The organism is Caulobacter sp. GW821-FHT09H08 (genome assembly GCF_059415885.1).
In genome coordinates this window covers 733,951-759,938 of the sequence record NZ_JBWKOC010000003.1, presented here as the reverse complement: position 1 = coordinate 759,938, position 25,988 = coordinate 733,951, and the positions used below count along the sequence as shown (strand labels likewise).

The following is a 25,988-nucleotide window of genomic DNA, read 5'->3' as shown; positions in this document are numbered from 1 at the left end:
CTGGTCCCGAGGGCCCCGAGTCAATGTCTAGTGGGAGACTTGATGAGTTCGATCGCGCGAAGAACCCTACTGGCCGGTGGCCTGATCTGGGTGGCGACACCCGTTCTGGCCGCTCCCGCCCAGCCCTGGATCGCCTATGAGCGCCGCCTGCGCGGCCTGCTCGACGATCCGCCGGAGGGCGACTTCGATCCGGACTTCGAAGAGACGCTGCTGGATCTCAACAACGTCTTCCGGCGTCGCCAAGGCCCCTCGCCGCTGGCCTGGGACCGGGGCCTGACCCTGGCCGCCCGCTCCCACGCGGCCGACATGGCGGTCACCGGCGTCTTCGAGCACATCACCCGCGACGGCTACTCCCCCGCCGGCCGCGTCGGCCTGCTGGCCCGCGACCTCGTGGGCGCGCCGGGCGAGAACATCGCCATGCGCCGCAACGCCTCGGGCGCGGTCCAGCCCGACCAGATCATGAACCAGTGGCGCACCAGCCCCGGCCACCGCGCCAACCTGCTGGCGCCCGGCTTTACCCATGTCGGCTACGGCGTCCTGCGCCAGGGCCCGCGCGTCATCGCTGTGGGCGCCTATGCCGAGGTGGCTGCCCGCCTGGCCGGTCCCGCGCCGTTGCGGGTGCGCTCCACGGACGAGATCGCCCGCACCCTCTCGAACGCCGCCCCGTCGATCCGTCAGTTCTCGGTCTCGGAGCCCGGCGGTGAGGTGCTGACCACGACCTATGTGGAGGGCCGCCCGTCATCCGTCCTGAAACCCGGCGCGTGGCAGCTGCGCCCGCACCTGTCGTCGGGGGAGCATCGCTATCAGGTGGCCTGGGGGCCGGTGTTCGTGTTGAGCGGCTGAGTAGCGCCCCCTCCGTCTCGTCGCCTATCGGCGCCGATCCACCTCCCCCGCTTCACGGGGCAGGAAGAAGCGCTCCCCTCCTGCCCCGCTTGCGGGGGAGGTGGCGCGATGCGGATACGCATCGTGACGGAGGGGGCGCTTTGCCTTGAGCTACTGCGAAACCGCCAGAGTCTCGATGCGGATGTTGACCGCGTCGCCGATGATGCCGGCCGCGCCGGCGCTGCCGAAGGCCTTGCGGCTGATCTGGCCGGTGATAGTGAAGCCGGCCTGGCGCTTCTGATTGTTCGGGGCCGAGCCGATCTTGTTCAGCTTGACGTCCAGGGTCGCCGGCTGGGTCACGCCCATGATGGTCAGGTCGCCGGTGACCTTGGCGGTCGAGTCGCCGGTCTTCTCGACCTTGGTCGACTTGAAGGTCATGGTCGGGTTCTTGGCGGCGTTCAGCCAGCGCTCCCCCTTGATGTGCTGTTCACGGGTCGGGTCGCCGGCGAACAGGCTGTCGACGGTCACGGTGGCCTCGACGCGCGACTTGTCCGGCGCGGCTTCGTCCAGCCAGATCGTGCCTTCCGACTTGGCGAAGATGCCGATGATCGAAGTGAAGCCGAAACGGTCGATCGTGAAGGTCGTCTCGGTGTGGGTCGGATCCAGCTTGTAGGCGACCTCGGCGGCGAAGGACGGCGCGGCGGCGGCCGACAAGGCGGCGCCGGCGATCAGGGCGGCGAGCAGGCGTTTCATGGAGGCGTCTCCGTCGGCGTCCCCAAGCGGGACCGGGAGCGGACTTTTCCGCGCGTCGCCACGCGGTGCAAGCCACAAAGAGGCTCGCCTATCGCCCCCACGCCAAAGTTGATCGCTCGCGCAAACGAAAACCCCCGGTCCTTTGGGGAACCGGGGGCTCGGTGGGACTAAGCTACTGGGTACTGAAGTCTGTTCGCTTGCCGCGCGATAGCCGCCGAAACCGGCGACCACTTTCGGCGATCGCGCTTCTTAGTTCTTGGCTTGGTCGACAAGCTTGTTCTTGGCGATCCACGGCATCATGTCGCGCAGGCGGCCGCCGACTTCCTCGATCTGGTGCTCGGCGGCGCGGCGACGCGTGGCCTTGAACGAGGGTTGGCCCACGGCGTTCTCGAGCATGAAGTCACGGACGAACTTGCCCGACTGGATGTCTTCCAGCACGCGCTTCATCTCGGCCTTGGTTTCCGGCGTGATGATGCGCGGACCCGTCACGTACTCGCCGTACTCGGCGGTGTTCGAGATCGAGTAGTTCATGTTGGCGATGCCGCCTTCGTACATGAGATCGACGATCAGCTTCAGCTCGTGCAGGCACTCGAAGTAAGCCATTTCCGGCGCGTAGCCGGCTTCCACCAGCACTTCGAAGCCAGCGCGGACCAGCTCGACCGTGCCGCCGCACAGGACGGCCTGTTCGCCGAACAGATCGGTCTCGCACTCTTCGCGGAAGTTGGTCTCGATGATGCCCGAGCGACCGCCGCCGATGGCCGAGGCGTAGGCCAGGCCGAGGTCCAGCGCGTTGCCGGTGGCGTTGTGGTGCACGGCGATCAGGCAGGGCACGCCGCCGCCCTTCTGGTACTCGCCGCGCACGGTGTGACCCGGGCCCTTCGGCGCGACCATCAGGACGTCGATGGTGTCCTTCGGCTCGATCAGGCCGAAGTGGACGTTCAGGCCGTGGGCGAACAGCAGGGCCGCGCCGTCACGGATGTTCGGGGCGATCTCGTTCTTGTAGATCGCGGCCTGATGCTCGTCGGGCGCCAGGATCATGATCAGGTCGGCCCAGGCGGCGGCATCGGCCACCGTCATGACCTTCAGGCCTTCGCCTTCGGCCTTCTTGGCGGTCGGCGAACCGGCGCGGAGCGCGACGGCTACGTTCTTGATACCCGAGTCCCGAAGGTTGAGAGCGTGCGCATGACCTTGCGAGCCATAGCCTACGATCGCGATCTTCTTGTCCAAGATGCGAGCGATGTCGGCGTCGCGGTCGTAGTAGACGCGCATGTTTTTTCTCCAGGACTGGTCAATCAGGGTCGCCAGGCGCAACGGCAGAGCGACAAAGGCCGGGCGTTTGAGCGTTTTTTTGCCGTTTCGTCAAGGCGAAGCCGACAGAACGCCGAAATGCGAGAACCCTCGCGGCCACGTTTTAAGCGCTCATGCGTTCGTACGCCATGCCGACGCCCGAAAAGGATGGCCACGCGCCACCGATCGCCCCCTTCCAGCCGACTGAGCAACGCCCCTTGCGGGTCCTCCTCATCGCGGGTTCGCAGCGTCGCCACAACAGCTGCCCAGGCCTGGATTCGAAGGCCCGGGCCCTGATGCAGCGGATGGCGGCGCGGATGCCGCCCGGCTGGCAGGTCGACACCGAGGACCTGGGGAACCAGCACGGTAAGCCGAAGATCCAGGCGTGCAACGCCTGCGTCTCCTCGTCGATGGCGCTCTGTGTCTGGCCTTGCAACTGCTACGGCCCACGCTCGACCACCCAGCCGGACCTGATGTGGGACCTGGACCTCTATGGCCGCCTGGCGCGAGCCGACGCCTGGGCATTCATCGGGCCGACGAACTGGTACGGGCCGACGACCAACTTCAAGCTGATGTTCGACCGCCTGGTTTGCGCCGCCGGCGGCAATCCCCGCCCCGACCTGATCGACAAGAAGGACACCCTGAAGGCCCAGGCCCTGGAACGCTCGCCCGAGTGGCGGCGGCTGACCCGCAACCACTTGGAAGGCCGCACGGCCGGCTTCTTCACCTATTGCGACGGCGGGGCCGACGAGATCGGCGACGATGGCCGTCCGAAGCTGGTCCAGCACAAGGATTGGTTCGACCCGAAGGAGGAGCCCTACCAGGACGAGCGTCTGGCCTATCAGGGCCTGGTCTGGCAGTGCCGCTACAGCGGGATCGAGGTCCCCGACGAGCTGTGGGTCGCCGGCGCGTTCGGAGAAGGCGTCCCCTACGCCGACGACCAGATCGAGGACATGATGGCCGACGCCAAGGGCCTGAAGCCCTTCGACGCCTGGGGGAGCGCGTTCATCCGGCACGTGGAGAAGAAAGGCGTGGTCGCCATACAGGACGACGAGCGGGCGGCGAAGTCGACGACGAACGTCTGATCTACCCTCGCAGCTCCAGCCCGTTGCCGTCCGGATCCTTCAGGTAGATCGAGGTCGACAGCCCCGACGCGCCGAAACGGTCGCCCTCGTCGCCCAGCTCGACGCCCTTGGCCAGGAGCTCGGCCTTGACCGTCGCCAGGTCGAAACCTTCGATGGCGATGCAGAAGTGATCCAGGTTGCGGCCCTCGACGCCCGGCGCCGCGCCGCCCTGGCGCCCCAGGACGCCGTCGAGCTCGACCAGGTCGATCAGCGAGACCCCGGCGCGAAGCTGGGTCATGCCGATCTTCTCCTGTCGGCGCTCCAGCACGCAGCCGATAACGCCCATGTAGAAGGCCTCGGACACGGCGCGGTCGCGTACCCTCAGCACCACGTGATCGATACCGGCCGGCTTCATGCATCCTACTCCCTGGTTGGCCCGGATATAGGCGCGGCTAGGCCTTGCGCCAGGGAAACAGGGCGCGCAGGGCCGGGTCGCGCAGCCACAGGCCGCCCCACATGAACAGGCCCAGATAGAGCGAGAACAGCTCGTGGCTGAACAGCGGGTTTTCGATCCGCACCTGGGTGGCCATGGCCCCGCCCAGCAGGCCCGTCATCAGCACCGCGCCCAGCAGCGAGGTGCGCGGGAAGAGATAGAGCGCCAGGAAGGTCAGCTCCATCACGCCGATCATCAGGACGTAGTCGGCCTTCCAGCCCAGCGAGACCAGGGTCTGCGCGGCAACAGGCATGCCCAGGAGCTTAGGCGCGATCGAGGCGCCCAGCATGAAGAGGGCGAAAAGGCCGGTCAGGACGCGGCCGGTCCACACCATGGGCGAAGCTTTCATCGGATGTCTCTCCTTGTGGCGGAACAGCCGCCTTTGGTCCGAGGACGGCCGAGCTTGGCCGAAGCCGACACCGGGAGGAAAGAAATTCGACGAACGCCACGAGAGGGGTCTCCCAAAAGCGAACGGGCGGGCCTCGTTGAGAGACCCGCCCGCCGGACAGCTTTACCAGAAGAGGTCGTAGTAGACGCTCAGGACCTGACCGCTCCACACGTCGACCAGGATGGCGTTGTCGCCGACCCGCACCCACTCGCAACCGATCGGCGGCTGCGGCAGGTCGTAACGCCACCAGTCGAGATAGTACGAGCTGGAGTACCAGCCGCCCGGCAGATAGTCGCCGAACGACCAGCTGCGGACGTACCAGCCGCTGGGGTAGCGGTAGGCCGGCGCGCGATAGCGCTGGATCGAGCGGAAGCTCGGACGATAGTGGTTACGGTCGTACTGCGGTCGGCCCCGATCGCGGTCACGGAACTGACCCTGGCCCGGACGACGGTCGTCACGATCCCAGCCACCGCGGTTGTTGTCCCAGCGGTTGTTGTTGTCGCGGCGGTCGTTGTCGCGGCCCCGGTTGTCGTTCCGGTCGTTGCGGTCCCAACCACCCCGATTGTCGTTGTCGCGGTTCCAGCCGCTGCCACGGTCGCGATTGTCGTTCCCGCCCCGGTTCCAGTCGCGGCCGCCATTGTTCTGCGGCTGCTGCTGTTGCGGCTGAGGTTGCGGTTGAGGTTGAGGCTGGGTCTGCGGACGGTCGCCGCGATTCCAGCCGCTGCCTGCATTGCCGGCGGCGCCGTCCGGACGACCGCCACGGTCACCGCGATCCCCGCGCTCGCCACGGTTCCAGCCACTGCCGCCGTTGTTCGACGGTTGCTGCTGAGCTTGAGGTTGGGGCTGCGCTTGCGGTTGGGGCTGCGGACGGTCGCCGCCGCCGCGGTTCCAGCCGCCGCCACGATCACCACCACGGTCTCCGCCACGATCACCGCGATCGCCACGGTCCGCGCGTTCACCGCCACGGTCGCCACGATCCCCGCGCGGGCCATCGCGCTGTTCGCGCTGCGCCTGCTGTTGAGCGACCACCGCCCCCGCCGCCCCGGCTTCGGCGGCCGCGCCGCCCAGCAGCGAAAGCAGCATGGCGGTCGTGATCAGACGTTTCATTTCTTACTCCGAGGGGCCTTGAAGCGCGGCCCGGGCTTGTCCCTTGATAGCAGTGTCTGACTCGGCGGATGAACCGCGCTTGAACGACGGCAGGAGGCTTGATGACCGCGCACCCCAACGACGTCGTCAGCTTCTGGCGCAAGGCCGGGCCCAAGAAGTGGTTCGCCAAGGACCAGGCCTTCGACGCCGCCATCGCCCTGAAGTTCGAGCAGACTCACTACCGGGCCTCGATGCGTCGGTACGACGACTGGGCCCGGACGCCGGAGGGGGCGCTGGCCCTGCTGATCCTGCTCGATCAGTTCCCGCGCAACATGTATCGCAACACGCCCCACGCCTTCGCCACCGACCCGCTGGCGCGGATGTTCGCCCGCGAGGCCATCGCCGCCGGCCATGACCAGGACCCGGTCATCGCTCTCGACCTGCGCCGGTTCTTCTATTTGCCGTTCGAACACTCGGAGTCCCTGGTCGACCAGGAGTTCAGCGTCCAGCTCTTCGCCACGCTTCAAGCTGACACTGGCGACGAAGAATCGATGAAGTACGCCCTGCTCCACCGGGACATCATCGCGCGGTTTGGTCGCTTCCCCCATAGGAACGCCGGGTTTGGTCGCAAAACCACCGAGGCCGAGCAAGAGTTTCTCGACGAGGGCGGGTTCGCGGGTTAACGCCCTGTAATCTTAGAGCGGACGAAACCTAACACCACTTTAACTTGGCGAGACTTCATTTCGCCAATAGGTAGCGCCCGCTCCATTTAGGTTCGGGAACACTCAACAATGAAAACGCTCAAAAGCGCGGCGGCCATCGGCCTCGCGTTCTACGTCACTACGCCTGCCTCCAGCCTTGCCCAGGCCAAGCCCACGCGTGGCCAACAACTACAGACCCAGGCTTCGGCCGAGGTGCCGCATTGCCCGCGCAAGCTGGGCACGCTGTCGATCGTCGACGGTGACGATCCCAGCGGCTGGAGCCAGTACAACCTGGCCTCGCCCCAGAAGGTGCTGCGCGCGATCGTCCAGCGCTCGGGCTGCTTCAACCTCGTCGACCGGGGCGCGGGTCTCGGCGCGGCTGAGAAGGAACGCGCCATCGGCGGCAATCTGGGCCTGCAGCGCGGCGCCAATGTCGGCCAGGGCCAGGTCAAGGCCGCCGACTACGTGCTGGTCGCCGAGGTCCAGGGCGGCAACAGCAACGCCAGCGGCACGGCGGTCGCCGGCGCCCTGGGCGGCCTGGTCGGCGGTCGCGCCGGCGCCCTGATCGGCGGCATCAAGTCCAAGAAGGTCGAGGCCAACACGGTCCTGTCGCTGACCAACGTCCGCACCACCGAGACCCTGCAGGTCAGCGAAGGCTACGCCGCCAAGAACGACATCGGCTGGGGCGTCGGCGGCGGCTCGATGAGCTGGGGCGGCGCCATCGGCGGCGGCTACGAGGACACCGACATCGGTCGCGTGGTCACCCTGGCCTTCATCAACGCCTATTCGAAGATGGTCACCGACCTGGGCCTGCTTTCGGACGCACCGGCGGCGGCCACCGCGCCGCACAAGTCGTTCGTCGCCACCCGCGTCACCAACCTGCGCGCCAGCCCCGTCGCCAACGCCAAGTTGATCCGCGCCCTGCCCGCCGGCGCTATCGTCTATCCGACGGGCGCCAAGCAGGAAGCCTGGTGGGAGGTCGCCGACGAGAACGACAATGTCGGCTGGGTGCTGAACACGGCGCTGGAACCGGCGCGATAGCGCCGTTCGTCCACACGTGAAGAACGCGGCGACCGCAACCGCCGCGTTCTCAATCTTGGCGCGTGCTGACCACCCCTGTAGTGTGCCGCAAGTCGGGGACATTTCGGGGAACACCAGTATGAAAGCCATTCGCCATGCGCTGACCGTCGGTCTGGCGCTGACCGTGCTGACGCCGCAGATCGCGTCCGCCCAAGCCAAGGCCAGCAAGGGCCAGCAGATGCAGGCCCAGGCGTCCGGCGAAGTGCCGCGCTGCTCGCGCAAGCTCGGCACGCTGTCGATCGTCGACGGCGACGATTCCCGCGGCTGGACCCAGTACAACCTGGCCTCGCCCCAGAAGGTGCTGCGCGCCATCGTCCAGCGCTCGAACTGCTTCAACCTGGTCGATCGCGGCGCGGGTCTGGGCGCGGCCCAGAAGGAGCGCGAGATCGGCGGCAACCTCGGGCTGCAGCGCGGCTCGAACGTCGGCCAGGGCCAGGTCAAGGCGGCCGACTATGTGCTGGTGGCCGAGGTCCAGGGCAGCAACAGCAATGTCGGGGGCGGCGCGGTGGCCGGCGCCATCGGCGGCATGATCGGCGGTCGCGTGGGGGGTCTCGTCGGCGGGATCAAGACCAAGAAGCTGGAAGCCAACACCGTCCTGTCGCTGACCAATGTCCGCACCACCGAGACCATGTCGGTGTCGGAAGGCTACGCCGTGAAGAACGATATCGGCTGGGGCGCTGGCGGCGGCATCGGCTGGGGCGGCGTCGTGGGCGGCGGTTACGAAGACACCGACATCGGTCGCATCGTCACCCTGTCGTTCATCAACGCCTATTCGAAGATGGTCAGCGACCTGGGCCTGCTGTCCGACGCCGGTCCGGCCGCAGCCGCCGCGCCGTCGAAGACCTTCACGGCCACGCGCCCCGTCGCCATGCGCGCGACGCCCGTCGCCGGCGGCAAGCTGATCCGCACCCTGCCCGCCGGCGCCATCGTCTACCCGACCGGCAAGCAGCAGGAGCTGTGGTGGGAAGTGGCCGACGAGAACGACAACGTCGGCTGGGTGCTGAACACGGGCCTGGCCCCGAGCAAGTAGGGGTCGAGTGGAAGCTGGCTTCTCCTCCCCCTCTGGGGGAGGGGGACCGGCGAACGCCGGTGGAGGGGCCCTGTGATGAGGCCCGCTCCCCACACTATCCTGCATATCCACAACGAATCCCGCCTAACGCAGACAGCTGAACGCATGGCTGGCCCCTCCACCGCCGTTCGGCGGTCCCCCTCCCCCAAAGGGGGAGGATAGTTGGCGTCGTCCTGTGGACGCTTCCCCACGCCGCAGTGTTCAAGGACGCGATTCGCCCCCACATTCGTGCACCATGTACGAAGCCGTCCTCGACGCCCCGAAAGCCGCCGCCGATCATCCTGAGCGGCAATACCTGTCCCTGCTCGCCGACATCCTCGAGAACGGCGTCCAGCGCGGCGACCGCACCGGCACGGGCACCCTGGGTGTGTTCGGCCGCCAGATCCGCTTCGACCTGGCCAAGGGCTTCCCGGTCCTGACCACCAAGAAGCTGCACCTGCGCTCGATCTTCATCGAGCTGCTGTGGTTCCTGAAGGGCGACACCAACATCGCCTATCTCAAGGACAATGGCGTGCGCATCTGGGACGAGTGGGCCGACGAGAACGGCGACCTCGGCCCGGTCTATGGCAAGCAGTGGCGCTCGTGGGCCACGCCCGACGGCCGCGTGATCGACCAGATCGCGAACCTCGTCGAGAACCTGAAGACCAATCCCAACAGCCGCCGCCATATCGTCACGGCCTGGAACCCGGCCGATGTCGACGACATGGCCCTGCCGCCCTGCCACTGCCTGTTCCAGTTCTTCGTGGCTGACGGGAAGCTGTCCTGCCAGCTCTACCAGCGCAGCGCCGACGTCTTTCTGGGCGTCCCGTTCAACATCGCCTCCTACGCCCTGCTGACCGTGATGGTCGCCAAGGTCGTCGGCCTGGAGCCGGGCGAGTTCGTCCACACCTTCGGCGACGCCCACCTCTATCTGAACCACCTGGACCAGGCCCGCGAGCAGCTGACCCGCGAGCCTTATCCCTTCCCGACCCTGAAGATAGCCGACAAGCGCGACCTGTTCGGCTTCGAGTACGAGGACTTCACGCTGGAGGGCTACCAAGCCCATCCGCACATCAAGGCGGAAGTGTCGGTTTGATCCCCCTAGCCATCGTCGTCGCGCGCGCGGCCAACGGCGTCATCGGTCGTGACGGCGATCTGCCCTGGCGGCTGAAGTCGGACCTGGCCCTGTTCAAGGCCCACACTCTGGGCAAGCCGATCGTCATGGGTCGCAAGACCTGGGACAGCCTGCCCCGCAAGCCCCTGCCCGGCCGCATGAACGTGGTGCTGTCGCGTGACGGATCGTTCGCGCCCGAGCAGGCCGTGGCCTGCGAAAGCTTCATGGAAGCCGTCCAGATGGCTCGTGAGCAGGCGCAGGACGACGGCGCCGAGGAGGTCTGCGTGATCGGCGGCCGCAGCCTGTTCGAGGCGGCCCTGCCCAAGGCCAAGCGCCTGTACCTCACCGAGGTCGCCGCCGAGGTCGAGGGCGACGTCCGCTTCCCCGACTTCGACGAGAGCGCCTGGACCGAAGTCCGCCGCGAGGAGCACCCCGCCGGCGAAGGCGATGATCACGCCTTCACCTTCCGCGTGCTGGAGCGACGCTGAGACGTCAGCTCCGCGCCGTCACGACTTCCAGGGCCACTTGATCCCGCGCTTGCGTGGGGCCGGACGCTCCTGGGGCGCTGGCGCGCTTTCGGCGGCGGCATCCGCCAGCGGCAGAGGCTTCCGCTCCAGGCCCGCCCGCTTGTGCGTGTGCAGCAGCTTGCCCGTGCAGGCCTGGAAGACGACCTCGACCTCGCCGCCCTTGCCGACCTCGGGCATGGCGTACTTGGCCGGACCGATCCGGTGAGCGGTGATCACCGTATTGCCCTTGTCGGTCTTGCTCCAGCCAAGCCGCACATGGGTCGCGGTGTCGCCGTAGCGCTTCTGGAGCTCACGGTCGAAGGCCTTGTGGATCGCCGCGTCGACGACCGGCTTCCATTGTTCGCTCTTCATCGCCGGGCAGCTGGCCCGCGTCGGCATCGCCTCGGTCTTCGACGACCAGGGAACCTTCGGCAAGGGCAGAGAGGGCATGGTCCCGCAACCCGCCAACACGACGCCCGCCGCCGCGACCGCCATCAAAGATACCCGCATACCCAAATCCCTTGTCCGTATTCGCTCCACGCTCACCGCGAAATCGTGGCGGGCGCAAGGCATAGTCATCACCGATGTCGTCGGCCATCGCCGTTTCCAGCCGTAACACCGACCAGAGCGCCTGGGCCAGGGCGCTGGATTGGCGCTCGCTAGGCCGCCGGTTCGTCGTCCTTCGGGATCGGCTTGGGCTCGGCTTCCAGATCCGCCAGCTTGCGGGTCTTCAGGACCTTGTGGGTGCAAGCCTGGAAGACGACCTGGATCTCGCCGCCCTTGCCGGTCTCGGGCATGGCGAACTTGGCCGGGCCGATCCTGCGGCCGGTGACCGCGATGTCGCCTTTCGCATCCGTCACGCGGTCGATCAGGATATGCGTCCCGGCGGACCCGAACCGACGCTCGAGCTCGGCGTCGAAGGCCTTGCTCTTGGCCCTGTCCAGCACCGGACCCCAGGTCTCGATCTTCAGCGCCGGGCAGGCCGGCCCCGTCGCCGCTGCCGGCTTCGGCTTGGTCGCGCATCCCGACATCGCCACGCCAGCCGCCAGGGCCAGTATCCACACCGCGCGCATCTTGGCCCCCTACGCCACCTCGAGTCGCGCCAGCGTCACCGCGATTACCCAAGGGCGCAAGAACCTCCGGAGCAGATTGTCGCAGGCGGCCTTCCCGGGCCGGATGGCGTCACAATGACGCTGTTCGATTAACCGCCGGAGCAAGGCCTGCACGCGCATGGTGTCCGCCGAGTACGAGTGAGACCCACCTTGACCCCTAGGCCCCAGACTTCGCCGGGAGACAGCCAGAACCTACGGATCGCGAGCCTGCTCGCGGTCTTCGTGGGGTCGATGGCCTATAGCCTGTTCCTGGCGGGGGCGACGCACGACCTGCCCTCGATCTGGACCGCCAATGCCGTCCTGATCGCCGGAATGCTGATCCTGCCGGGCCGCGCCCGCTGGCTCATGGTCGCCCTGGCGGCCCTGCTGGACGTCGTCGTCGAGATGCTGGCCGGCGTCAGCTGGGCCTTCACCGCCGTGGTCGCGCCGCAGGACATCCTCCATGTCATCGTCACATCCACCGTGTTGCGCCGCCTGGGCCTGACCAACCACATGCGCAGTCCCTGGGGACTGGCCCGGATCACCGGCGTCGCCTCCGTCATCGTCTTCACCCTTTCGAGCATGACGAGCGGGATCCTGGCGCTGTCGCAAGGACGCCCGATCTGGGACGGCTGGGCCGACTGGATCACGCCCAACGTCCTGGGCGTCATCCTGGCCTTGCCCACGACGCTGATCCTGATGGATCGCCGCCACAAGCCGCTGTTCGCCGCCTCGGCGTGGCAGATGGCCGTGCTGACCCTGCTGGTCGCCGTCACCGCCGTGGCGATCTTCAGCTGGGAACCGGCCTTCCAGGTCCTGCTCTTCGCTCCCGCTATGATGGCCGTCTTCCGGGGCGGTCCTCGCGCGGTGGCCGTCGTCGTGCTGGCGTCGTTGGCCGCCTCGATCCCCGCGATCCTGCATCGCACCGGCGTCGACCGCGAGGTGGCCCTGGCCCCTCTGCGCCACGCCCTGCTCTTCCACGCCGTGCTGTTCGCGGTCTGCCTGATGGCCGCGATGATCCTGGAACGGCAGAAGCGCCTGCAAGCCCTGATGGAGCGCGGCCGTGACACGGCCCGCGCCGCCGAGGCCAGCGCCCAGGCCGCTAACAAGGCCAAGTCCGAATTCCTGGCCACGATCAGCCACGAGATCCGCACGCCGCTGAACAGCATCCTGGGCTTCGCTGACCTGGTCGCCGACGATCCTGGCCTCTCGCCCGAGAGCACCCGCCGCGTCGACCTGATCGGCCGCGCCGGCCGCTCGCTGGTCGAGATCATCAACGACCTGCTGGATTTCTCGAAGCTGGACGCCGGCCGCATGGAGCTGGACCCGCAGCCGGCCTCGCCCGCCGAGGTCCTGCGCGACGCCCTGGCCATCGCCGCCCCCGCCGCCGAAGCCAAGGGCCTGGATCTACGTCTCGAAATCGACGCCGAGGACGAGGACGCCCTCTTCTCGCTGGACGAGACCCGCCTGCGCCAAATCCTGCTGAACCTCGTGTCCAACGCCATCAAGTTCACCAGCGCGGGCGCGGTCACCGCGCGGCTGGACCTGTCCTCGCCCGGAACCCTGCGCTTCGAGGTCAGCGACACGGGCATCGGTATCGCGCCGGAGGTCCAGTCGCGCCTCTTCCAGCGGTTCACCCAGGCCGACAGCTCGATCAGCCGGGGTTTCGGCGGTACGGGCCTGGGCCTGGCCATCAGCAAGGCGCTGGTCACCCGCATGGGCGGCGAGATCGGCGTCGAGAGCGCGCCCGGTCGCGGATCCTGCTTCTGGGTCGAGGCGCCGGCTGAGCCCGCCGAGTGCTCGCCCATCCTGACCATCGCCTTGCCCGAGGCCTCCAACGCGCGCGGCGCCCGGGTGCTGCTGGTCGACGATCACCCGGTCAATCGCGAGCTGGGCCATGCCCTGCTGACCCTGGGCGGCCACGACGTGGTCACCGCCGAGGACGGCGCCGCGGCCGTCACCCTGGTCCGCGACCAGGAGTTCGACCTGGTGCTGATGGACGTCCACATGCCGGACATGGACGGCCTGGCCGCCACCCGCGCGATCCGCGCCATGGCTGGGCCCAAGGCCGCCGTGCCGATCCTGGCGCTCAGCGCCGACGCCATGCCCGAGCAGGTCGCCCGCTGCCTGGCCGCCGGCATGGACGGCCACGTGGCCAAACCGATCGTCCGCGACACCCTGCTGGCGGCGGTCGCGCGCTTCACCGCCGAGCCGGTCGAGATCCTGACGGCTCAGTCGTCGGTAAAGTAGTCGGCGATCGCCGCGTCGACGGGTTCCAGCTCGAACTTCGGCGAGGCGGCGCTCTCCAGGGCGCGGCGGATCTGCCAGGCGCTGCGACCGACGTGAACGCCCATGCTGCGCAGGTCCTCGACGATGGCTTCGCGCGTGGCCTCGTCGACCGTCTGGTTGTTCTGCAGCCTCGCCTGGTCCAGCCGCCAACCGAAGAAGGTGTCGGGGATCAGCTCGACCACGGCGCCCGGCGCCGGCAGCCACTCGTAGATCGCGCTGCGCTGGTCGACGGCGTAGTCGACATAGTTGGCCAGGCAGTTGCGATAGCGGCGGGCGGCGTCGCGAATGGCGGCCGCGCTCTCCAGCGGGCGCAGACGCTCCGTCCCCGGATGGGGCGGCGGGGGCAGCTCGCGGCGGAAGTCCTCGGCCACCTGGGTGAACAGCGCCTTGGGGGTCTGCGCGTGCCCCCAGGCCGCGACGCGCTGGGCCAGCAGTTCCGGCGCCAGACGCTTGGCCAGCACCGAATGGGCCTCCGCCAGCAGGGCCGCCTGGGCCGGCGTGACACGCAGGGCGACGCCGCCGATCTCGCGCAGGTCCTTCGGCAACGCCGTCAGGGCGCGGATCAGGTCGGGCGTGATCGTCTGGGCGTGGCGCAGGGTCTTGGCCGGCGCCGGATCGGCCAGCAGGTGGACGAGCGCGCGATAGTCCTCGGGCGCCCAGGCGATCTCGCCCAGATGTTCCAGCGCGCGTCGTAGTCCCTCGGGCGCGGCGTCCGCCAGCATCAGGGCGATGGCCTTGCGCAGCGGCAGGTCCATCAGAAGGGCGACATCGATCGGCGGGCCGCCATGGGGTTCGGCGGCCAGCATCAGGCAGATCAGGTGACGGCGCGCCGCCGGGGCGGTGACGAACGCCGTGTGCGGCGCGGGCCAGAGGGCGGCCAGCACGTCGGCGTAGAACGGCGCGATAAGGCGTAGAAGCGGCGAGGCGACAGAGGTCGTACTCGCGAGAGACTGGACAGTCATTGAAGAGCTCCGGCGGCGGCCGGAGCGGCCGCGACTAGCGGTAGGTGCGCAGGGTGCGAGGGGCGGATCGGCGGCAGCGCGAATTCGACGGCGCGCGCCAACCCGCCTTCGGCGGTGCGTTGGTTTGTGCGGCGGCGAGTTTCATGCGGCGGATCAGCTCCTGGAGCTCAAGTGGAGGCAGGCTGATCCCACGAATCTCCGCCCCACGACAACCCCTGGCGAACACGGTTACCGCACGCGTGGCGGTTGCTGTTGCTCGCACGACACGGTTCTCCGAACGGAACGCTCGCCAGGTTCAAACGTCCGTTTATAGTCTCATCCGACGCCCGATAGAGGCGAGGGAGACGCTCATGGACATCCAGCTGGTGGCCGACGGCCTGCAGTTCCCCGAAGGCCCCGTGGCCATGGCTGACGGTTCGGTGATCCTCACCGAGATCCAGGGCCAGCGCCTGACCCGCATCTGGCCGGACGGCCGCAAGGAGACGGTGGCCGAGACGGGCGGCGGTCCCAACGGCGCGGCGATCGGTCCGGACGGGGCGCTCTACGTCACCAACAACGGCGCCAGCTTCCAGTTCTTCGAGGCCAACGGCCTGAACATCCCCGGCCCTACCCCGCCCACGCATACGGGCGGCTCGATCCAGCGGGTCGATATCGCCACCGGGGCCATCACCACGCTCTACACCGAATGCGACGGCAAAAAGCTGGTTGGCCCCAACGACCTCGTGTTCGACAAGCAAGGCGGCTTCTGGTTCACCGACCATGGCTGCTCGACGCCCGACGGCCGCAAGTACGGAGCGCTGTACTACGCTCTGGCCGACGGCTCGAAGATCACCCGCTGGCGCGACCACTTCGTCTCGCCCAACGGCGTGGGCCTCTCGCCCGACGAGAAGACGGTCTACATGGCCGACACCATGCTGGGGCGGTTGTGGTCGTTCGAGGTGATCTCGCCCGGCGTGCTGGCCGATCCGCACCCGCTGATGCCCGGCAACGTGGTCTGCAACCTGCCGGGCTACCAGCTGCTGGACAGCCTTGCGGTCGAGGCCGGCGGCAAGGTCTGCGTGGCGACGATCATCAACGGCGGCATCACCGCCTTCGACCCGGACGGGAGCACCGAGCACTTCGCCTTCCCGGACGTGATCGTGACCAACATCTGCTTTGGCGGCGACGACATGCGCGACGCGTGGATCACGGCCTCGGGGACCGGCAAGCTCTACAAGGCGCGGTGGCCGCGGCCAGGCTTGAAGCTGAACTTCAACGGCTGACGCCGACAAATCGTGACGTGAAGTCACAAGTCCTGGTCCCCGCCACGGTATAGTCCGTGGCCGGGGCCGTCCCATCTAGGCTCCATCGAAGCAACGGAGCCCAGCGATGGACCTGAAACTGAACGACAAGACCGCGCTGGTGACCGGCTCGACCGCCGGCATCGGCCTGGAGATCGCCCGCACCCTGGCCGTCGAAGGCGCCAAGGTGTTCGTCACCGGCCGCACCCGGGCCAAGCTGGATGAAGCCCTGGCCAGCATCCGCGCCTCGGGCGGCAAGAATGTCGAGGGCGTGCTCGCCGACGCCGCTACGGCCGACGGCGCCGCCGCCATCCTCAAGGCCGTCCCGTCGGTGGACGTGCTGGTCAACAACCTCGGCATCTACGAGATGAAGGCCTTCGTCGACACGCCCGACGAGGACTGGCTGAAGCTGTTCGAGGTCAACGTCATGAGCGGCGTGCGCCTGTCGCGCGGCTACTTCCCCGGCATGCTGGAGCGCGACTGGGGCCGGGTGATCTTCATCTCGTCCGAGTCCGGTCTCGCGACGCCCGGCGAAATGGTCCACTACGGCATGACCAAGTCGGCCCAGCTGGCCGTCGCGCGCGGCATGGCGCAGGCGACCAAGGGCACGGGCGTCACGGTCAATTCGGTCCTGCCGGGCCCGACCCGCGCGGCCGGCATCCTCGACTTCCTCAAGAGCGTCTCGACCAATCCGGACGGCACGCCGCAAGAGCATGAAGCCGAGTTCTTCGAGAAGCACCGCACCGCGTCGCTGCTGCAGCGGATGATCGAGCCGCAGGAAGTGGCCAGCCTCGTGGCCTACGTCGCCAGCCCGCTGTCGGCCGCGACCAACGGCGCGGCCCTGAAGGTCGAGGGCGGCCTGGTGACGACGATCGCTTAGGCGTTACTCCCGCAGGAACGCCCCCGCGACCAGCAGGGCCATGGCCAGAAGCGCCAGCAAACCCGCCACATAAGGCAACCAGTCCATCGACGCCTCCCTGCGCTCTCGTGTGGGGAGGACGATGGTCCCGGGCCGTCTTGTCCGACAGCCCCGGAACAGGGGGTATGGTCTAGTAAAGCGTGCCCATGGCGGCGCGTTCGAAGCTTTTCAGTTCGTCAGTACGGCCTTCGCGGATCTTCACGACCCACTCAGGGTCCTGCAGCAGCGCGCGGCCGACGCCGACGAGATCGAACTCGCCGCGCTCCAGGCGCTCCAGCAGGCCGTCGATCGAGGCGGGCTGGCTGCCCTCCCCGCCGAACGCGGCGATGAACTCGCCCGACAGGCCCACCGAGCCCACGGTGATAGTCGGGGCGCCGGTCAGCTTCTTGGCCCAGCCGGCGAAGTTCAGGTCGCTGCCCTCGAACTCCGGCTCCCAGAAGCGGCGTTGCGAGCAGTGGAAGATGTCGGCTCCGGCGTCGGCCAGCGGCTGCAGCCAGGCTTCCAGCAGTTGCGGGGTCTCGGCGTTCTTGACCGCGTAGTCCTGCTGCTTCCACTGCGACAGGCGGATGATCACCGGATAGTCCGGGCCGACGGCGGCGCGGACGGCCTTCAGGATCTCGGCGGCGAACTTGCTGCGCTCGGCGATGGTCGGGCCGTTCAGGTGGTCGTCCCGGACGTTGGTGCCTTCCCAGAAGAACTGGTCGATCAGGTAGCCGTGCGCGCCGTGCAGCTCGATGGCGTCGAAGCCCAGACGCTTGGCGTCGGCGGCGGCCGTGGCGAAGGCGGCGATGGTGTCGGCCACGTCCTCGTCGGTCATCGGCTCGGTGAAGACGTTGCCGTCCTTCTTGGACAGGCCCGAGGGGCTGTCGACCTTGCCCAGGTTGGCGGGGCCCTTGGCCGAGCCGACGTGCCACAGCTGCGGGGCGATCAGGCCGCCGGCGGCGTGGACTTCGTCGACCACCTTCTTCCAGGCGGCCAGTTCGGCCTCGCCGTGGAAGCGCGGCACGTTGGCGTCGTTCAGCGAGGCGGGACGGGCCACGCCCGTGCCCTCGGTGACGATCAGGCCCACCTGCCCTTCCGCCCGACGACGGTAGTAGGCAGCGACATCATCGGTGGCCACGCCGCCCGGCGAGAACGACCGCGTCATCGGCGCCATCACCGTCCGGTTGGGCAGCTTCAGCGACTTGAATTCGAACGGCTTGAACAGGGCGTCGAGCGACATGGGGGATTCCGGAACAGGAGTTGTTGCGGGCGATCCAAACACTTGTTCGGAGATGGCGCTAGTTAGAAATACTGAGGCCGGCGCAGCCCCCTCCGGCCCTTCGGGCCACCTCCCCCATGAAGGGGAAGGAGGTCCGTGATTACTCCTCCCCCTTCATGGGGGAGGTGTCGCCGAGAGGCGACGGAGGGGGATCGCCGCTAAAGCCCCAGCACCATCTTGGCCATGATGTTCCGCTGGATCTCGTTCGACCCCGCGTAGATCGAGGCCTTGCGGTAGTTGAAATAGGCCGGCGCCGCCGGGGCCGCGTAGTCCGGCCCCGCCCGCCCGTCATTGGCCGTCGACCAGGGATCCTGGACGAACGGCGCGGCATAGGTCCCGACCGCTTCCAGGGTCAGCTCGGTGATCGCCTGCTGGTGCTCGGATCCCACGCATTTCAGCATCGACGAAGCCGGGCCGATCGCCTTGCCGGCCGTGCGGGACGAGAAGATCCGCAGCTCGGTGGCGTTCAGGGCCTCGACCTGGATCTCCAGGTTGGTGATCTTCTCGCGGAAGTCGGCGTCGTCGATCAGCCGCCCGCCGTCGTCGGCGCGCTCCATCGCCGCGATGCGCTTGACCTTCTTGAGCATGTTCATCAGGCCCGGCGCGTAGGCGTTGCCGCGCTCGAACTCGAGCAGGTACTTGGCGTAGGTCCAGCCCTTGTTCTCCTCGCCGATGCGGTTGGAGATCGGCACCCGGACATTGTCGAAGAAGACCTGGTTGATCTCCTGCTCGTTGTCGGGCGGGCCGTCCAGGGTGGGCAGCGGCTTGATCTGGATGCCGGGCGTGTCCATCCGCAGCAGCAGGAACGAGATGCCCTCCTGCGGCTTGCCGGCCGACGAGGTGCGGACCAGGCAGAACATCCACTCAGCCCATTGGGCGTGGGTGGTCCAGATCTTCGAGCCGTTCAGGACATAGTCGTCGCCGTCCCGCTCGGCCTTCATCTGCAGGCTGGCCAGGTCCGAGCCCGAGCCTGGCTCCGAATAGCCCTGGCACCACCAGATGTCGGACTTCAGGATCGGCGGCAGGTGCTGAGCCTTCTGTTCGTCGGACCCGAACGCCATGATCACCGGCGCGACCATCTTCAGGCCCATCGGCGAAGAGGTCGGCACGCCGGCCAGGCTCATCTCCATGTTGAAGATGTAGCGCTGCGACGGCGAGAACCCTGCCCCGCCCAGCTCGACCGGCCAGTCCGGCGCCGCCCAGCCGCGTTCGGCCAGCTTCTTCTGCCAGCGCACTTGGCCAGCCTTGTCGAGATAGCCGTTCTTGGACTGCGACAGCTGCTTCTTCAGGTCGTCGTCATAGGCCGAGGCGATCCAGTTACGGACCTCCTGCTGGAACGCCAGGTCCTCGGGCGAGAAGGCGAGATCCATCGCCCTACTCCACCGCGTCGAGGTACTCGATGACGGGTGCGGCGGCCATGGTCGGCCCCATCGCCGCGCCGGCCGCCTTGAAGTAGTCCGTGCCTCCATGGTGCTTCAGGGCGTCGGTCGAAGCGTAGAGCTCCAGCACCTTGTAGACGCCCTCTTCGGTCTTGGAGCGGGTCAGCTGGTAGACGAGGCAGCCCGGCTCGTTGGCCTTCACCTTGTTCTGCAGGTCCAGGAACACCTTCTCGAAATCCGCGGCCTTCGCCGGCTGGACCTTCAGGGTCGCGACGACACCAATCATGCTAACCTCCCAACGCTTGTTTGAATGCAGCATGGGATAGGTGCGAGCGCGGAGCAAGGGGCACGATCAATCCCTCCCTCATCAGAGAGAGAGGGCTCAGACCCTAACGCCGCTCGTTCCAGCCGTAGGCGACCCACGAGTGCCCGCCGACATTCCGCGCCTCGATGAGTCCGTCGTCAGCGGGAGCCTTGGCGACCTTGCGGCCGCGGAAGGCGAAGGCGGCCAGGCCGAACAGGGCGCTGCCGATGAAGCCGACCACCACGACCGTGGCGGCGAACACCACCGCGAGGATCGCACCGACCACCACCGCGATCGACGTCGCCAGCGCGCCGGCGATCCAGGCCAACTTGTGGAAGGGCGAGGCTGCGGCGTCGCTGCTGCTCATCGTGGTCCTTTCGTCCGCGCTTATGATCAACAAAGGTGGTTCACAAGCGCTGAACTACAACTGAACACCCGGTCGGCCCGGATGAAAAGCCTTTTCCGTCCCCTTACGGAATGACCGCCAGGGACAGATTGTCTCGCCTAACCCGCCACCGCCAGGCCCAGTTCCCGGCGCTCGCGCATCACGGTGGAGAAGGCCGCGTTGATGGCGGCGGCCTTGGCCTCGGCCACCTCGATGAACTCAGACGGCAGGCCCCGGGCGCGGGCGCGGTCGGGGTGGGCGCTGGACAGGGCCGACTTCCAGGCGCTGCGCACCGTGGCGTCGTCGGCGTCGGCCGGCACTTCCAGGATCGCGTAGGGATCGTCAGCCCCGGTGCCCAGATGCGTGGCGCGCAGGCGGCGGAAGGCCAGCGGCGACATGCCGAACAGGTTCGACACCCGCTCCAGGTAGTCAAGCTCGTCCTGGGTCACCACGCCGTCGGCCTTGGCGATGTGGAACAGGCCGTCGACCACGTCTTCCAGCAACTGCGGGCAGCTGGAATAGCGCTTGGCCAGCCGCTTGGCGTAGCTCTCGAAACCGTGGGTGGTCTGGCGGGCCAGGTCGTACAGACGATGGATGTTCGGCTCGGAAGCCGGATCGGGCTGGAAGACCTCGGTGAAGGCGGCGAACTCGCCACCGTCGGCGCGGCCATCGACCTTGGCCAGCTTGGCCCCGAGCGCCGTCACCGCCGTCGAGAACGCCGGATCCTCGCCCGGCAGACCGCCCGGACACTCGGTGCAGTCGGCGAGATCCAGTCTGCGGGCGGCGATGCTCGCGATGTTGCGCCAGAAGGTCATGAACGCCTCGAAACCAGACGGACGGTAGAAATACGCGCGAAGGGGCGAAGCGGATCACCCCGACATCGTGCTTCTAGCACAATGAGAATGATCGTTCACATGACTTTCCCGCAATGCGGCGAAACCGCCCGCTCCTGCGACGAGGGAGCCGATCGGCCGGTTGCTCGTTATGGCTCAGCTTGACCCGAATGGTCACGCAACGGTCCCAATCCGGATCGAAATGCTCTAGTCAGACTCGCATTCACGTTGAAAGGACATCCGCCCGCATGGCGAACGCCCTCCTCCTCGCCCTCGCCCTCCTCGCTCAGGACGGCCAGGCGAGCGCGCAAAGCCCGAACGCCCCGCCCACCGACGAGTACGGCTATGTCGCCTGGTGCTACGGCGCCCTGGGCGGTTACGCCAATCTCTATGACCGGGTGATGCCGGAGGTGACGCGGATCGAGAAGGCGTTCCCAGGTCCCGACGGCGTGGCCGCCTCGCTAAAGACCTATCCGGAACTGCGCAGCCAGGCTCAGAAGGACATGAAGGCCTTCGCCTCGGCGATCACGGCGGCCGAAAAGGCCAGCCCGCGTCCGATCTCGGAATATGGCGGCGCCCAGGTGAAGCGCGGCGCGGCGATCTGGCAGGGCGCCGATTCGATCGACAAGGCGCGCCTGGCCCAGATGTGGATGAGCTGGAGCCCGCCCGGCGACTGCGAGAAGCGCGCCAAGACCCTGGAAATGAAGTCGAGCATCCTGGGCAAGGCGCTGAACTACAACGCCGCCCCGGCGAGCGCTCCGACGCCAGCCGCCGAAGCTCCGGCGCCCGTGACCGAGGCCGCGCCGCCGGCTCCCGCGCCCGAAACTCCCGTGCCCGCGCCCGTGACTGAAGCCGCGCCGGCGCCGGCCGCTCCCGAACCGGTCGCCGAGACCAAGCCCGAACCGGTCAAGAAGGTCGAACCCAAGGCGCCCAAGGCCGAGCCGCCGAAGACCACGCCGGCCGCCAAGCCCAAGCCGGCTCCGGCCCCTGCCAAGCCGCTGGCCCAGACCGCGCCCCAAACCACGCCAAAGAAGCTGCCCCCAATCGGCGGCAACGAGATCATCGTCGATCCGATCAACCCGATCCCCTGCGCCGGCAGCCTCGTCCCCGCCAAGCGCGGCGGTCGCGACGTGCTGATCTGCAAGGCGGACAAGCCGTAACTCAAAATCCTCCCCCTCTAGGGGGAGGATGGCAACGCCCCGCTCGCCGCCAACGCCTTGAACCACGCGTACGACGCCTTTGGCGTCCGTATGCCCGTGGTCCTGTCCATCGCCACCAAGCCGAATTTGGACGTGTAGCCCAGGTCCCATTCGAAGTTGTCGATCAGGGTCCACTCGAAATAGCCGCGCACGTCGCAGCCGGCCTCGCGGGCGGCGAGCACCGCCTCCAGGTGGCGGCGCAGATAGGTGATGCGGAACTGGTCGTTCAGCACCGCCGGGCCAGTCCCGAACGGGTCCGAGCAGCCGTTCTCGGTGACCATCATCTTCGGCGCACCATACTCGCGGCGCACACGGTCCAGGATTTCGAACAGGCCCGACGGGTCGATGTGGCGGCCGAAGGCGTCCAGCTCCGCGCCCTTGGGCGGGTTGGCCGGCGCGATCTTGCTGGGCGAGGACAGGTCCAGCCGCACATAGGCCGGCGCGTAGTAGTTCACCCCCAGGAAATCGACCGGCTGGCGGACCGTCTTCAGGTCGCCCTCCTGGATGACACCCTTCAGCAGGTCGTCCATGTCCTTCGGATAGGTCCCCTTGAACAGCGGATCGAGCCAGGCGCGGTTCCACAGCGCGTCCAGGCCATCCGAGGCCAGGCGGTTCCAGAACGCCAGGCCCCCGCCCGCCGGCCGGCAGGGCTGCAGCGCCATGGTCGTGCCGACCTGCAGGCCGCTCGCCCCGGCCCGCAGCGCCTGCATGGCCAGGCCCTGGCCCAGGTTCATGTGGTGGACGACCTTGCCCAGCTGGGTGATGTCCTTCAGCCCCGGCGCGTGCTCGCCCAGCACATGGCCGAAGACCGCGTGCACGGCCGCCTCGTTGAGGATGATGTAGTTCTTCAGCCGGTCGCCCAGCTTCTCAACCACCGCGTGGGCGTAGTCGGCGAAGCGTAGGGCCGTGTCGCGCGAAGCCCAGCCGCCCTTGTCCTGCAGGCCCTGCGGCAGGTCCCAGTGGAACAGGGTGGCATAGGGCGTGATCCCCTTGGCCAGCAGGGCGTCGACCAGCTTCGAATAGTGGTCGAGGCCGGCGGCGTTCACCGGCTCCTCCCCGCTGGCCAGCACCCGCGACCAGCTGATCGAGAAGCGATAGGCGCCGAGGCCCGCGCCGGCGATCAGGTCCACGTCGTCCTGGAAGCGGCGATAGCTGTCGGTGGCCACGGTGGCGTCCGTGCCGTCCTTCACATGGCCGGGGACCTTCTCGAACCCGTCCCAGACGCTAGGGCCGCGCCCGTCGGCGGTCTGCGAACCTTCCGTCTGGAAGGCCGCGGTGGCCACGCCCCAGACGAAGTCCTTGGGAAACTGCCGGCTCTTGGGCTTGAGGTCGGTCTCGTGCGCGCCCTCGCACCCCGAGAGCCCCACCGCTGCCCCGCCTAGAGCCAAAGCCCCCAGCGCCCGGCGGCTCACGCCTGACCGTTCCATCGTCCCCTCCCGTTCGTATCGTTGGGAGGAGGATGCGGTTGGGTTGTGGGTTTGGCTAGTTCACGCGGCGGAAGCTAGCGCGTCTTGGCCTTCGCGCGGACGCCAGCGATCGCGTCGGCCGGCATCGGGCGGCCCAGCAGGAAGCCCTGGAATTCCGAACAGCCCAGCTTCACCAGGCAGTCCATCTGGCCCTGGGTCTCGACGCCCTCGGCCGTGGTCTTCAGGCCCAGCGACTTGGCCAAGCTGACGATCGCCGAGGCCACGGCCATCGACTCGCCGTTGCCGGGCAGGCTGGAGACGAACGAGCGGTCGATCTTCAGCTTGTCGATCGGATGGCGGCGCAGATAGGCCAGGCTGGCATAGCCCGTGCCGAAGTCGTCCAGAGCCAGACGGAAGCCCAGGCGCTTCAGGCGACGCAGGGCCTCGTGGACGCCGTCGCTGTCCTTCAGCAGGGCCGTCTCGGTGATTTCCAGCATGAAGGCGTCGGCGCGCGCGCCGGTCTCGGCCAGGGTGGCGACCATCTCGTCGACGAAGCCCGGGTTCGACAGCTGGATGGCCGAGACGTTGACCGACACCTCCAGCCCCGACCAACGCAGGCTGTCGTAGCAGGCGCGGCGGAACACGGCCGCGCCGACCATGCCGATCAGGCCGCAGGACTCGGCCAGCGGGATGAAGATGGCCGGCGAGATCTCGCCGCGCTCGGGATGGGTCCAGCGCGCCAGGGCCTCGACCCCGACGATCGTCCCCTTGGCGTCGGTCAGCGGCTGATAGGCCACCGTCAGGGCGTCGGTTTCCAGCGCCGTGCGCAGGTCGCGCTCCAGGCCCTTCCGCAGGCGCAGGGCCGCGTCCATCTCGGGCTCGAAGAAGCAGTAGCGACCACGGCCGCCTTCCTTGGCGCGATAGAGGGCGACGTCGGCCTGGCGCAGCAGTTCGGCCTGGCCCTGGTCGGCGTCGGAGACCACCGCCACGCCGACCGAGCACGACAGCTCGGCGCGGCCGATCGACAGGTCGACCTCGCCCGACAGGCCCTCGACCACGCGCTGGGCCATGGTGGCCGAGCCCGTCGGCGTGGTGTCGGGCAGGATGATGGCGAACTCGTCGCCGCCCAGACGACAGATGGTGTCGGTCTCGCGGCAAATGCCCTTCAGGCGACGGGCGACCTCGCGGATCAGCTGATCGCCGGCGTCGTGGCCGTAGCTGTCGTTGACCTCCTTGAACCGGTCGAGGTCGATGCACAGCACGCCCAGATAGCCCGGCTTGCGGCGTAGCAGCGCGTGGGCGTGGACGAGGCGGTCGGTGAACAGGGTGCGGTTGGCCAGGCCCGTCAGCGGATCGTGCAGCGACAGGTGCTTGGCCTCGGCCTCGCTGAGCAGCAGCTTCTTGGCCGCGCGGCGGGTGATGCGGAACAGCAGGAACGAGCCGATGGCGGCGGCCAGGACGGCCGTGGCCAGCATCGGCGTGGCCGAGCGCAGCAGCTCGGCGCCCGGACGGCGGGGCTCCCAGCGCAGGACGATGCGGCGCCCGTCGGCGGCCCGGCCCAGCACGGACTGTGCGCCGTCGGTGGCGATCTTGTCCGGCGCGACGATCTCAATGTGGGTCTTGTGCAGCAGGAAGCGGTCGGAGAAGGCCTTGACGACGCTGTTGGCTACGGGAATGCCGGTCACCAGCAGCGGGGCATGGGCGCCCTTGGGCTTGGCCTTCAGATCCGGACGGATCAGCGAGACGGTGATCAGGACGGGCTCGTCGCCGATCAACTCGACGCGGCTCTTGTGGACCGCGCGCAGCTCCTTGACCTTGGCGGGGTCGGCCTCGATCTCGCGGACGGCGGCGACCAGGCGCGAGGTCGGCCCGGCGTAGCGGTCGTAGCTGTCGGTCGCCAGGTCGGCGCCGTTCAGGTGGCTGTAGATCGGCTTGTCGTTGCCATCGAGGACGAACACCACCCGGTAGCCCAGGGCCCCGCCCAGCGAGGCGCCGATGTTCTGGCTGGCCCAGGCCTGGTCGAAGTCGTTGTCCAGCTTGATGATCGCCTCGTCCCAGATGACGTAGGGATTGAGGGCGGTCTGAACTTCCTTGCCGCGCTGGCGCAGGCCGTTGCCGACCAGGGTCTGCTCGTATTCGCGCTCGCGGACGTCGGCGTGGCGAGTGGCGACCGTCAGCGCGAAACCGGCGAGCAGGATCATGCCCGCCGCCATGCCGGCGATCAGGCCAAAGATCTTGAGCTCGATGTTCCGACGATCCATCCCACTCCCCCGAGATGCCGCATCGTTCATACCAACGGTTGCGGAATCCCTTACCTGAGCGGGTTGGTGGGCAAATT

Annotated in this window: 26 protein-coding genes; 11 read left to right on the top strand and 15 right to left on the bottom strand. The window is 68.0% G+C overall.

The window, feature by feature from the left end; translation table 11 throughout:
• Positions 1-42 precede the first annotated feature (42 nt).
• The gene (locus tag AC07NN_RS13120) at positions 43-843 is read left to right on the top strand and encodes a CAP domain-containing protein (protein WP_494641362.1); all 801 of its coding nucleotides are present in this window, start codon (positions 43-45) and stop codon (positions 841-843) included.
• Between the two features lie 150 nt (positions 844-993).
• On the opposite strand, the gene AC07NN_RS13115 is transcribed toward AC07NN_RS13120, so the two are convergent.
• Together AC07NN_RS13115 and ilvC are read right to left on the bottom strand one after the other, a co-directional pair.
• On the bottom strand, positions 994-1,575 hold the full coding sequence (locus AC07NN_RS13115) for a YceI family protein (protein WP_494641360.1): 582 nt from the start codon (positions 1,573-1,575) through the stop codon (positions 994-996).
• A 249-nt stretch (positions 1,576-1,824) separates the two neighbouring features.
• Positions 1,825-2,844 carry a ketol-acid reductoisomerase gene (gene ilvC / locus AC07NN_RS13110; protein WP_494641358.1) on the bottom strand — a complete coding sequence of 340 codons (1,020 nt, stop codon included), beginning with the start codon at positions 2,842-2,844 and terminating at the stop codon, positions 1,825-1,827.
• 236 nt (positions 2,845-3,080) lie between these two features.
• Here ilvC and AC07NN_RS13105 point away from each other — a divergent pair, with 236 nt between their 5' ends.
• A complete protein-coding gene (locus AC07NN_RS13105) occupies positions 3,081-3,947 on the top strand; it encodes an NAD(P)H-dependent oxidoreductase (RefSeq protein ID WP_494641356.1) in 867 nt (288 codons plus the stop codon).
• A gap of 1 nt (position 3,948) precedes the next feature.
• Here AC07NN_RS13105 and AC07NN_RS13100 read toward each other — a convergent pair whose 3' ends face one another.
• The 3 genes from AC07NN_RS13100 to AC07NN_RS13090 all read right to left on the bottom strand — a co-directional run bounded on the left by AC07NN_RS13100 (position 3,949) and on the right by AC07NN_RS13090 (position 5,914).
• A complete protein-coding gene (locus tag AC07NN_RS13100; RefSeq protein ID WP_494641354.1) occupies positions 3,949-4,341 on the bottom strand; it encodes a VOC family protein in 393 nt (130 codons plus the stop codon).
• 37 nt (positions 4,342-4,378) lie between these two features.
• Complete coding sequence (locus AC07NN_RS13095) at positions 4,379-4,768, bottom strand: DoxX family protein (protein ID WP_494641352.1); 390 nt, start codon at positions 4,766-4,768, stop codon at positions 4,379-4,381.
• Positions 4,769-4,930: 162 nt separating this feature from the next.
• Positions 4,931-5,914 (bottom strand): RcnB family protein, encoded by a 984-nt coding sequence (locus tag AC07NN_RS13090; RefSeq protein WP_494641351.1) that lies wholly within the window; start codon positions 5,912-5,914, stop codon positions 4,931-4,933.
• A 98-nt stretch (positions 5,915-6,012) separates the two neighbouring features.
• Between AC07NN_RS13090 and AC07NN_RS13085 the strand changes: the two genes are divergently transcribed.
• The 5 genes from AC07NN_RS13085 (at position 6,013) to AC07NN_RS13065 (ending at position 10,324) form a co-directional block, all read left to right on the top strand.
• The gene (locus AC07NN_RS13085) at positions 6,013-6,576 is read left to right on the top strand and encodes a DUF924 family protein (RefSeq protein ID WP_494641349.1); all 564 of its coding nucleotides are present in this window, start codon (positions 6,013-6,015) and stop codon (positions 6,574-6,576) included.
• Positions 6,577-6,684: 108 nt separating this feature from the next.
• Positions 6,685-7,635 carry a CsgG/HfaB family protein gene (locus tag AC07NN_RS13080; protein WP_494641347.1) on the top strand — a complete coding sequence of 317 codons (951 nt, stop codon included), beginning with the start codon at positions 6,685-6,687 and terminating at the stop codon, positions 7,633-7,635.
• Between the two features lie 118 nt (positions 7,636-7,753).
• Positions 7,754-8,704, top strand: coding sequence for an SH3 domain-containing protein (locus AC07NN_RS13075; protein ID WP_494641345.1), 951 nt, complete (start codon positions 7,754-7,756; stop codon positions 8,702-8,704).
• A 274-nt stretch (positions 8,705-8,978) separates the two neighbouring features.
• Positions 8,979-9,818, top strand: a complete 840-nt coding sequence (locus AC07NN_RS13070; protein WP_494641343.1) for a thymidylate synthase — start codon at positions 8,979-8,981, stop codon at positions 9,816-9,818.
• Positions 9,815-10,324: a dihydrofolate reductase gene (locus AC07NN_RS13065; RefSeq protein WP_494641341.1), complete on the top strand. Its 510-nt coding sequence runs from the start codon at positions 9,815-9,817 to the stop codon at positions 10,322-10,324. The genes AC07NN_RS13070 and AC07NN_RS13065 overlap by 4 nt, the downstream gene beginning before the upstream one ends.
• A gap of 18 nt (positions 10,325-10,342) precedes the next feature.
• Here AC07NN_RS13065 and AC07NN_RS13060 read toward each other — a convergent pair whose 3' ends face one another.
• Together AC07NN_RS13060 and AC07NN_RS13055 are read right to left on the bottom strand one after the other, a co-directional pair.
• Positions 10,343-10,852, bottom strand: a complete 510-nt coding sequence (locus AC07NN_RS13060; protein ID WP_494641339.1) for a hypothetical protein — start codon at positions 10,850-10,852, stop codon at positions 10,343-10,345.
• A gap of 149 nt (positions 10,853-11,001) precedes the next feature.
• Positions 11,002-11,415, bottom strand: coding sequence for a hypothetical protein (locus AC07NN_RS13055; protein ID WP_494641338.1), 414 nt, complete (start codon positions 11,413-11,415; stop codon positions 11,002-11,004).
• A gap of 189 nt (positions 11,416-11,604) precedes the next feature.
• Between AC07NN_RS13055 and AC07NN_RS13050 the strand changes: the two genes are divergently transcribed.
• Entirely contained in the window at positions 11,605-13,683 is a 2,079-nt protein-coding gene (locus AC07NN_RS13050; RefSeq protein ID WP_494641336.1) for a hybrid sensor histidine kinase/response regulator, read from the top strand.
• Here the strand turns inward: AC07NN_RS13050 and AC07NN_RS13045 are convergent.
• On the bottom strand, positions 13,665-14,684 hold the full coding sequence (locus tag AC07NN_RS13045) for a hypothetical protein (protein WP_494641334.1): 1,020 nt from the start codon (positions 14,682-14,684) through the stop codon (positions 13,665-13,667). The genes AC07NN_RS13050 and AC07NN_RS13045 overlap by 19 nt on opposite strands.
• Positions 14,685-15,034: 350 nt before the next feature.
• Between AC07NN_RS13045 and AC07NN_RS13040 the strand changes: the two genes are divergently transcribed.
• Positions 15,035-15,946, top strand: coding sequence for an SMP-30/gluconolactonase/LRE family protein (locus tag AC07NN_RS13040; RefSeq protein ID WP_494641332.1), 912 nt, complete (start codon positions 15,035-15,037; stop codon positions 15,944-15,946).
• A gap of 106 nt (positions 15,947-16,052) precedes the next feature.
• Positions 16,053-16,844 (top strand): SDR family NAD(P)-dependent oxidoreductase, encoded by a 792-nt coding sequence (locus tag AC07NN_RS13035; protein WP_494641330.1) that lies wholly within the window; start codon positions 16,053-16,055, stop codon positions 16,842-16,844.
• Positions 16,845-17,013: 169 nt separating this feature from the next.
• Here the strand turns inward: AC07NN_RS13035 and AC07NN_RS13030 are convergent, their stop codons facing one another.
• The 5 genes from AC07NN_RS13030 to AC07NN_RS13010 form a co-directional block, all read right to left on the bottom strand.
• A complete protein-coding gene (locus AC07NN_RS13030) occupies positions 17,014-18,105 on the bottom strand; it encodes an NADH:flavin oxidoreductase (protein WP_494641328.1) in 1,092 nt (363 codons plus the stop codon).
• Positions 18,106-18,302: 197 nt separating this feature from the next.
• A complete protein-coding gene (locus tag AC07NN_RS13025; RefSeq protein WP_494641326.1) occupies positions 18,303-19,514 on the bottom strand; it encodes an acyl-CoA dehydrogenase family protein in 1,212 nt (403 codons plus the stop codon).
• 4 nt (positions 19,515-19,518) lie between these two features.
• Entirely contained in the window at positions 19,519-19,809 is a 291-nt protein-coding gene (locus tag AC07NN_RS13020; RefSeq protein ID WP_494641324.1) for a putative quinol monooxygenase, read from the bottom strand.
• A 103-nt stretch (positions 19,810-19,912) separates the two neighbouring features.
• A complete protein-coding gene (locus AC07NN_RS13015; protein WP_494641322.1) occupies positions 19,913-20,224 on the bottom strand; it encodes a hypothetical protein in 312 nt (103 codons plus the stop codon).
• A gap of 107 nt (positions 20,225-20,331) precedes the next feature.
• Positions 20,332-21,027 (bottom strand): TerB family tellurite resistance protein, encoded by a 696-nt coding sequence (locus AC07NN_RS13010; protein ID WP_494641320.1) that lies wholly within the window; start codon positions 21,025-21,027, stop codon positions 20,332-20,334.
• A 266-nt stretch (positions 21,028-21,293) separates the two neighbouring features.
• Here AC07NN_RS13010 and AC07NN_RS13005 point away from each other — a divergent pair, with 266 nt between their 5' ends.
• Complete coding sequence (locus AC07NN_RS13005; protein ID WP_494641318.1) at positions 21,294-22,205, top strand: hypothetical protein; 912 nt, start codon at positions 21,294-21,296, stop codon at positions 22,203-22,205.
• A gap of 17 nt (positions 22,206-22,222) precedes the next feature.
• On the opposite strand, the gene AC07NN_RS13000 is transcribed toward AC07NN_RS13005, so the two are convergent.
• Both AC07NN_RS13000 and AC07NN_RS12995 read right to left on the bottom strand, forming a co-directional pair.
• Positions 22,223-23,671, bottom strand: a complete 1,449-nt coding sequence (locus tag AC07NN_RS13000; RefSeq protein ID WP_494641316.1) for a GH1 family beta-glucosidase — start codon at positions 23,669-23,671, stop codon at positions 22,223-22,225.
• Between the two features lie 74 nt (positions 23,672-23,745).
• Complete coding sequence (locus AC07NN_RS12995) at positions 23,746-25,911, bottom strand: bifunctional diguanylate cyclase/phosphodiesterase (RefSeq protein ID WP_494641314.1); 2,166 nt, start codon at positions 25,909-25,911, stop codon at positions 23,746-23,748.
• Between the last annotated feature and the right edge of the window lie 77 nt (positions 25,912-25,988).

Excerpts from the sequence above, each read along its gene's own strand:
- AC07NN_RS13120 (WP_494641362.1), top strand. The coding sequence starts at position 43 with ATGAGTTCGATCGCGCGAAGAACCCTACTGGCCGGTGGCCTGATCTGG.
- AC07NN_RS13115 (WP_494641360.1), bottom strand. The coding sequence starts at position 1,575 with ATGAAACGCCTGCTCGCCGCCCTGATCGCCGGCGCCGCCTTGTCGGCC.
- ilvC (WP_494641358.1), bottom strand. The coding sequence starts at position 2,844 with ATGCGCGTCTACTACGACCGCGACGCCGACATCGCTCGCATCTTGGAC.
- AC07NN_RS13100 (WP_494641354.1), bottom strand. The coding sequence starts at position 4,341 with ATGAAGCCGGCCGGTATCGATCACGTGGTGCTGAGGGTACGCGACCGC.
- AC07NN_RS13095 (WP_494641352.1), bottom strand. The coding sequence starts at position 4,768 with ATGAAAGCTTCGCCCATGGTGTGGACCGGCCGCGTCCTGACCGGCCTT.
- AC07NN_RS13090 (WP_494641351.1), bottom strand. The coding sequence starts at position 5,914 with ATGAAACGTCTGATCACGACCGCCATGCTGCTTTCGCTGCTGGGCGGC.
- AC07NN_RS13080 (WP_494641347.1), top strand. The coding sequence starts at position 6,685 with ATGAAAACGCTCAAAAGCGCGGCGGCCATCGGCCTCGCGTTCTACGTC.
- AC07NN_RS13075 (WP_494641345.1), top strand. The coding sequence starts at position 7,754 with ATGAAAGCCATTCGCCATGCGCTGACCGTCGGTCTGGCGCTGACCGTG.
- AC07NN_RS13070 (WP_494641343.1), top strand. The coding sequence starts at position 8,979 with ATGTACGAAGCCGTCCTCGACGCCCCGAAAGCCGCCGCCGATCATCCT.
- AC07NN_RS13060 (WP_494641339.1), bottom strand. The coding sequence starts at position 10,852 with ATGCGGGTATCTTTGATGGCGGTCGCGGCGGCGGGCGTCGTGTTGGCG.
- AC07NN_RS13055 (WP_494641338.1), bottom strand. The coding sequence starts at position 11,415 with ATGCGCGCGGTGTGGATACTGGCCCTGGCGGCTGGCGTGGCGATGTCG.
- AC07NN_RS13045 (WP_494641334.1), bottom strand. The coding sequence starts at position 14,684 with ATGACTGTCCAGTCTCTCGCGAGTACGACCTCTGTCGCCTCGCCGCTT.
- AC07NN_RS13040 (WP_494641332.1), top strand. The coding sequence starts at position 15,035 with ATGGACATCCAGCTGGTGGCCGACGGCCTGCAGTTCCCCGAAGGCCCC.
- AC07NN_RS13035 (WP_494641330.1), top strand. The coding sequence starts at position 16,053 with ATGGACCTGAAACTGAACGACAAGACCGCGCTGGTGACCGGCTCGACC.
- AC07NN_RS13030 (WP_494641328.1), bottom strand. The coding sequence starts at position 18,105 with ATGTCGCTCGACGCCCTGTTCAAGCCGTTCGAATTCAAGTCGCTGAAG.
- AC07NN_RS13025 (WP_494641326.1), bottom strand. The coding sequence starts at position 19,514 with ATGGATCTCGCCTTCTCGCCCGAGGACCTGGCGTTCCAGCAGGAGGTC.
- AC07NN_RS13020 (WP_494641324.1), bottom strand. The coding sequence starts at position 19,809 with ATGATTGGTGTCGTCGCGACCCTGAAGGTCCAGCCGGCGAAGGCCGCG.
- AC07NN_RS13010 (WP_494641320.1), bottom strand. The coding sequence starts at position 21,027 with ATGACCTTCTGGCGCAACATCGCGAGCATCGCCGCCCGCAGACTGGAT.
- AC07NN_RS13005 (WP_494641318.1), top strand. The coding sequence starts at position 21,294 with ATGGCGAACGCCCTCCTCCTCGCCCTCGCCCTCCTCGCTCAGGACGGC.
- AC07NN_RS13000 (WP_494641316.1), bottom strand. The coding sequence starts at position 23,671 with ATGGAACGGTCAGGCGTGAGCCGCCGGGCGCTGGGGGCTTTGGCTCTA.
- AC07NN_RS12995 (WP_494641314.1), bottom strand. The coding sequence starts at position 25,911 with ATGGATCGTCGGAACATCGAGCTCAAGATCTTTGGCCTGATCGCCGGC.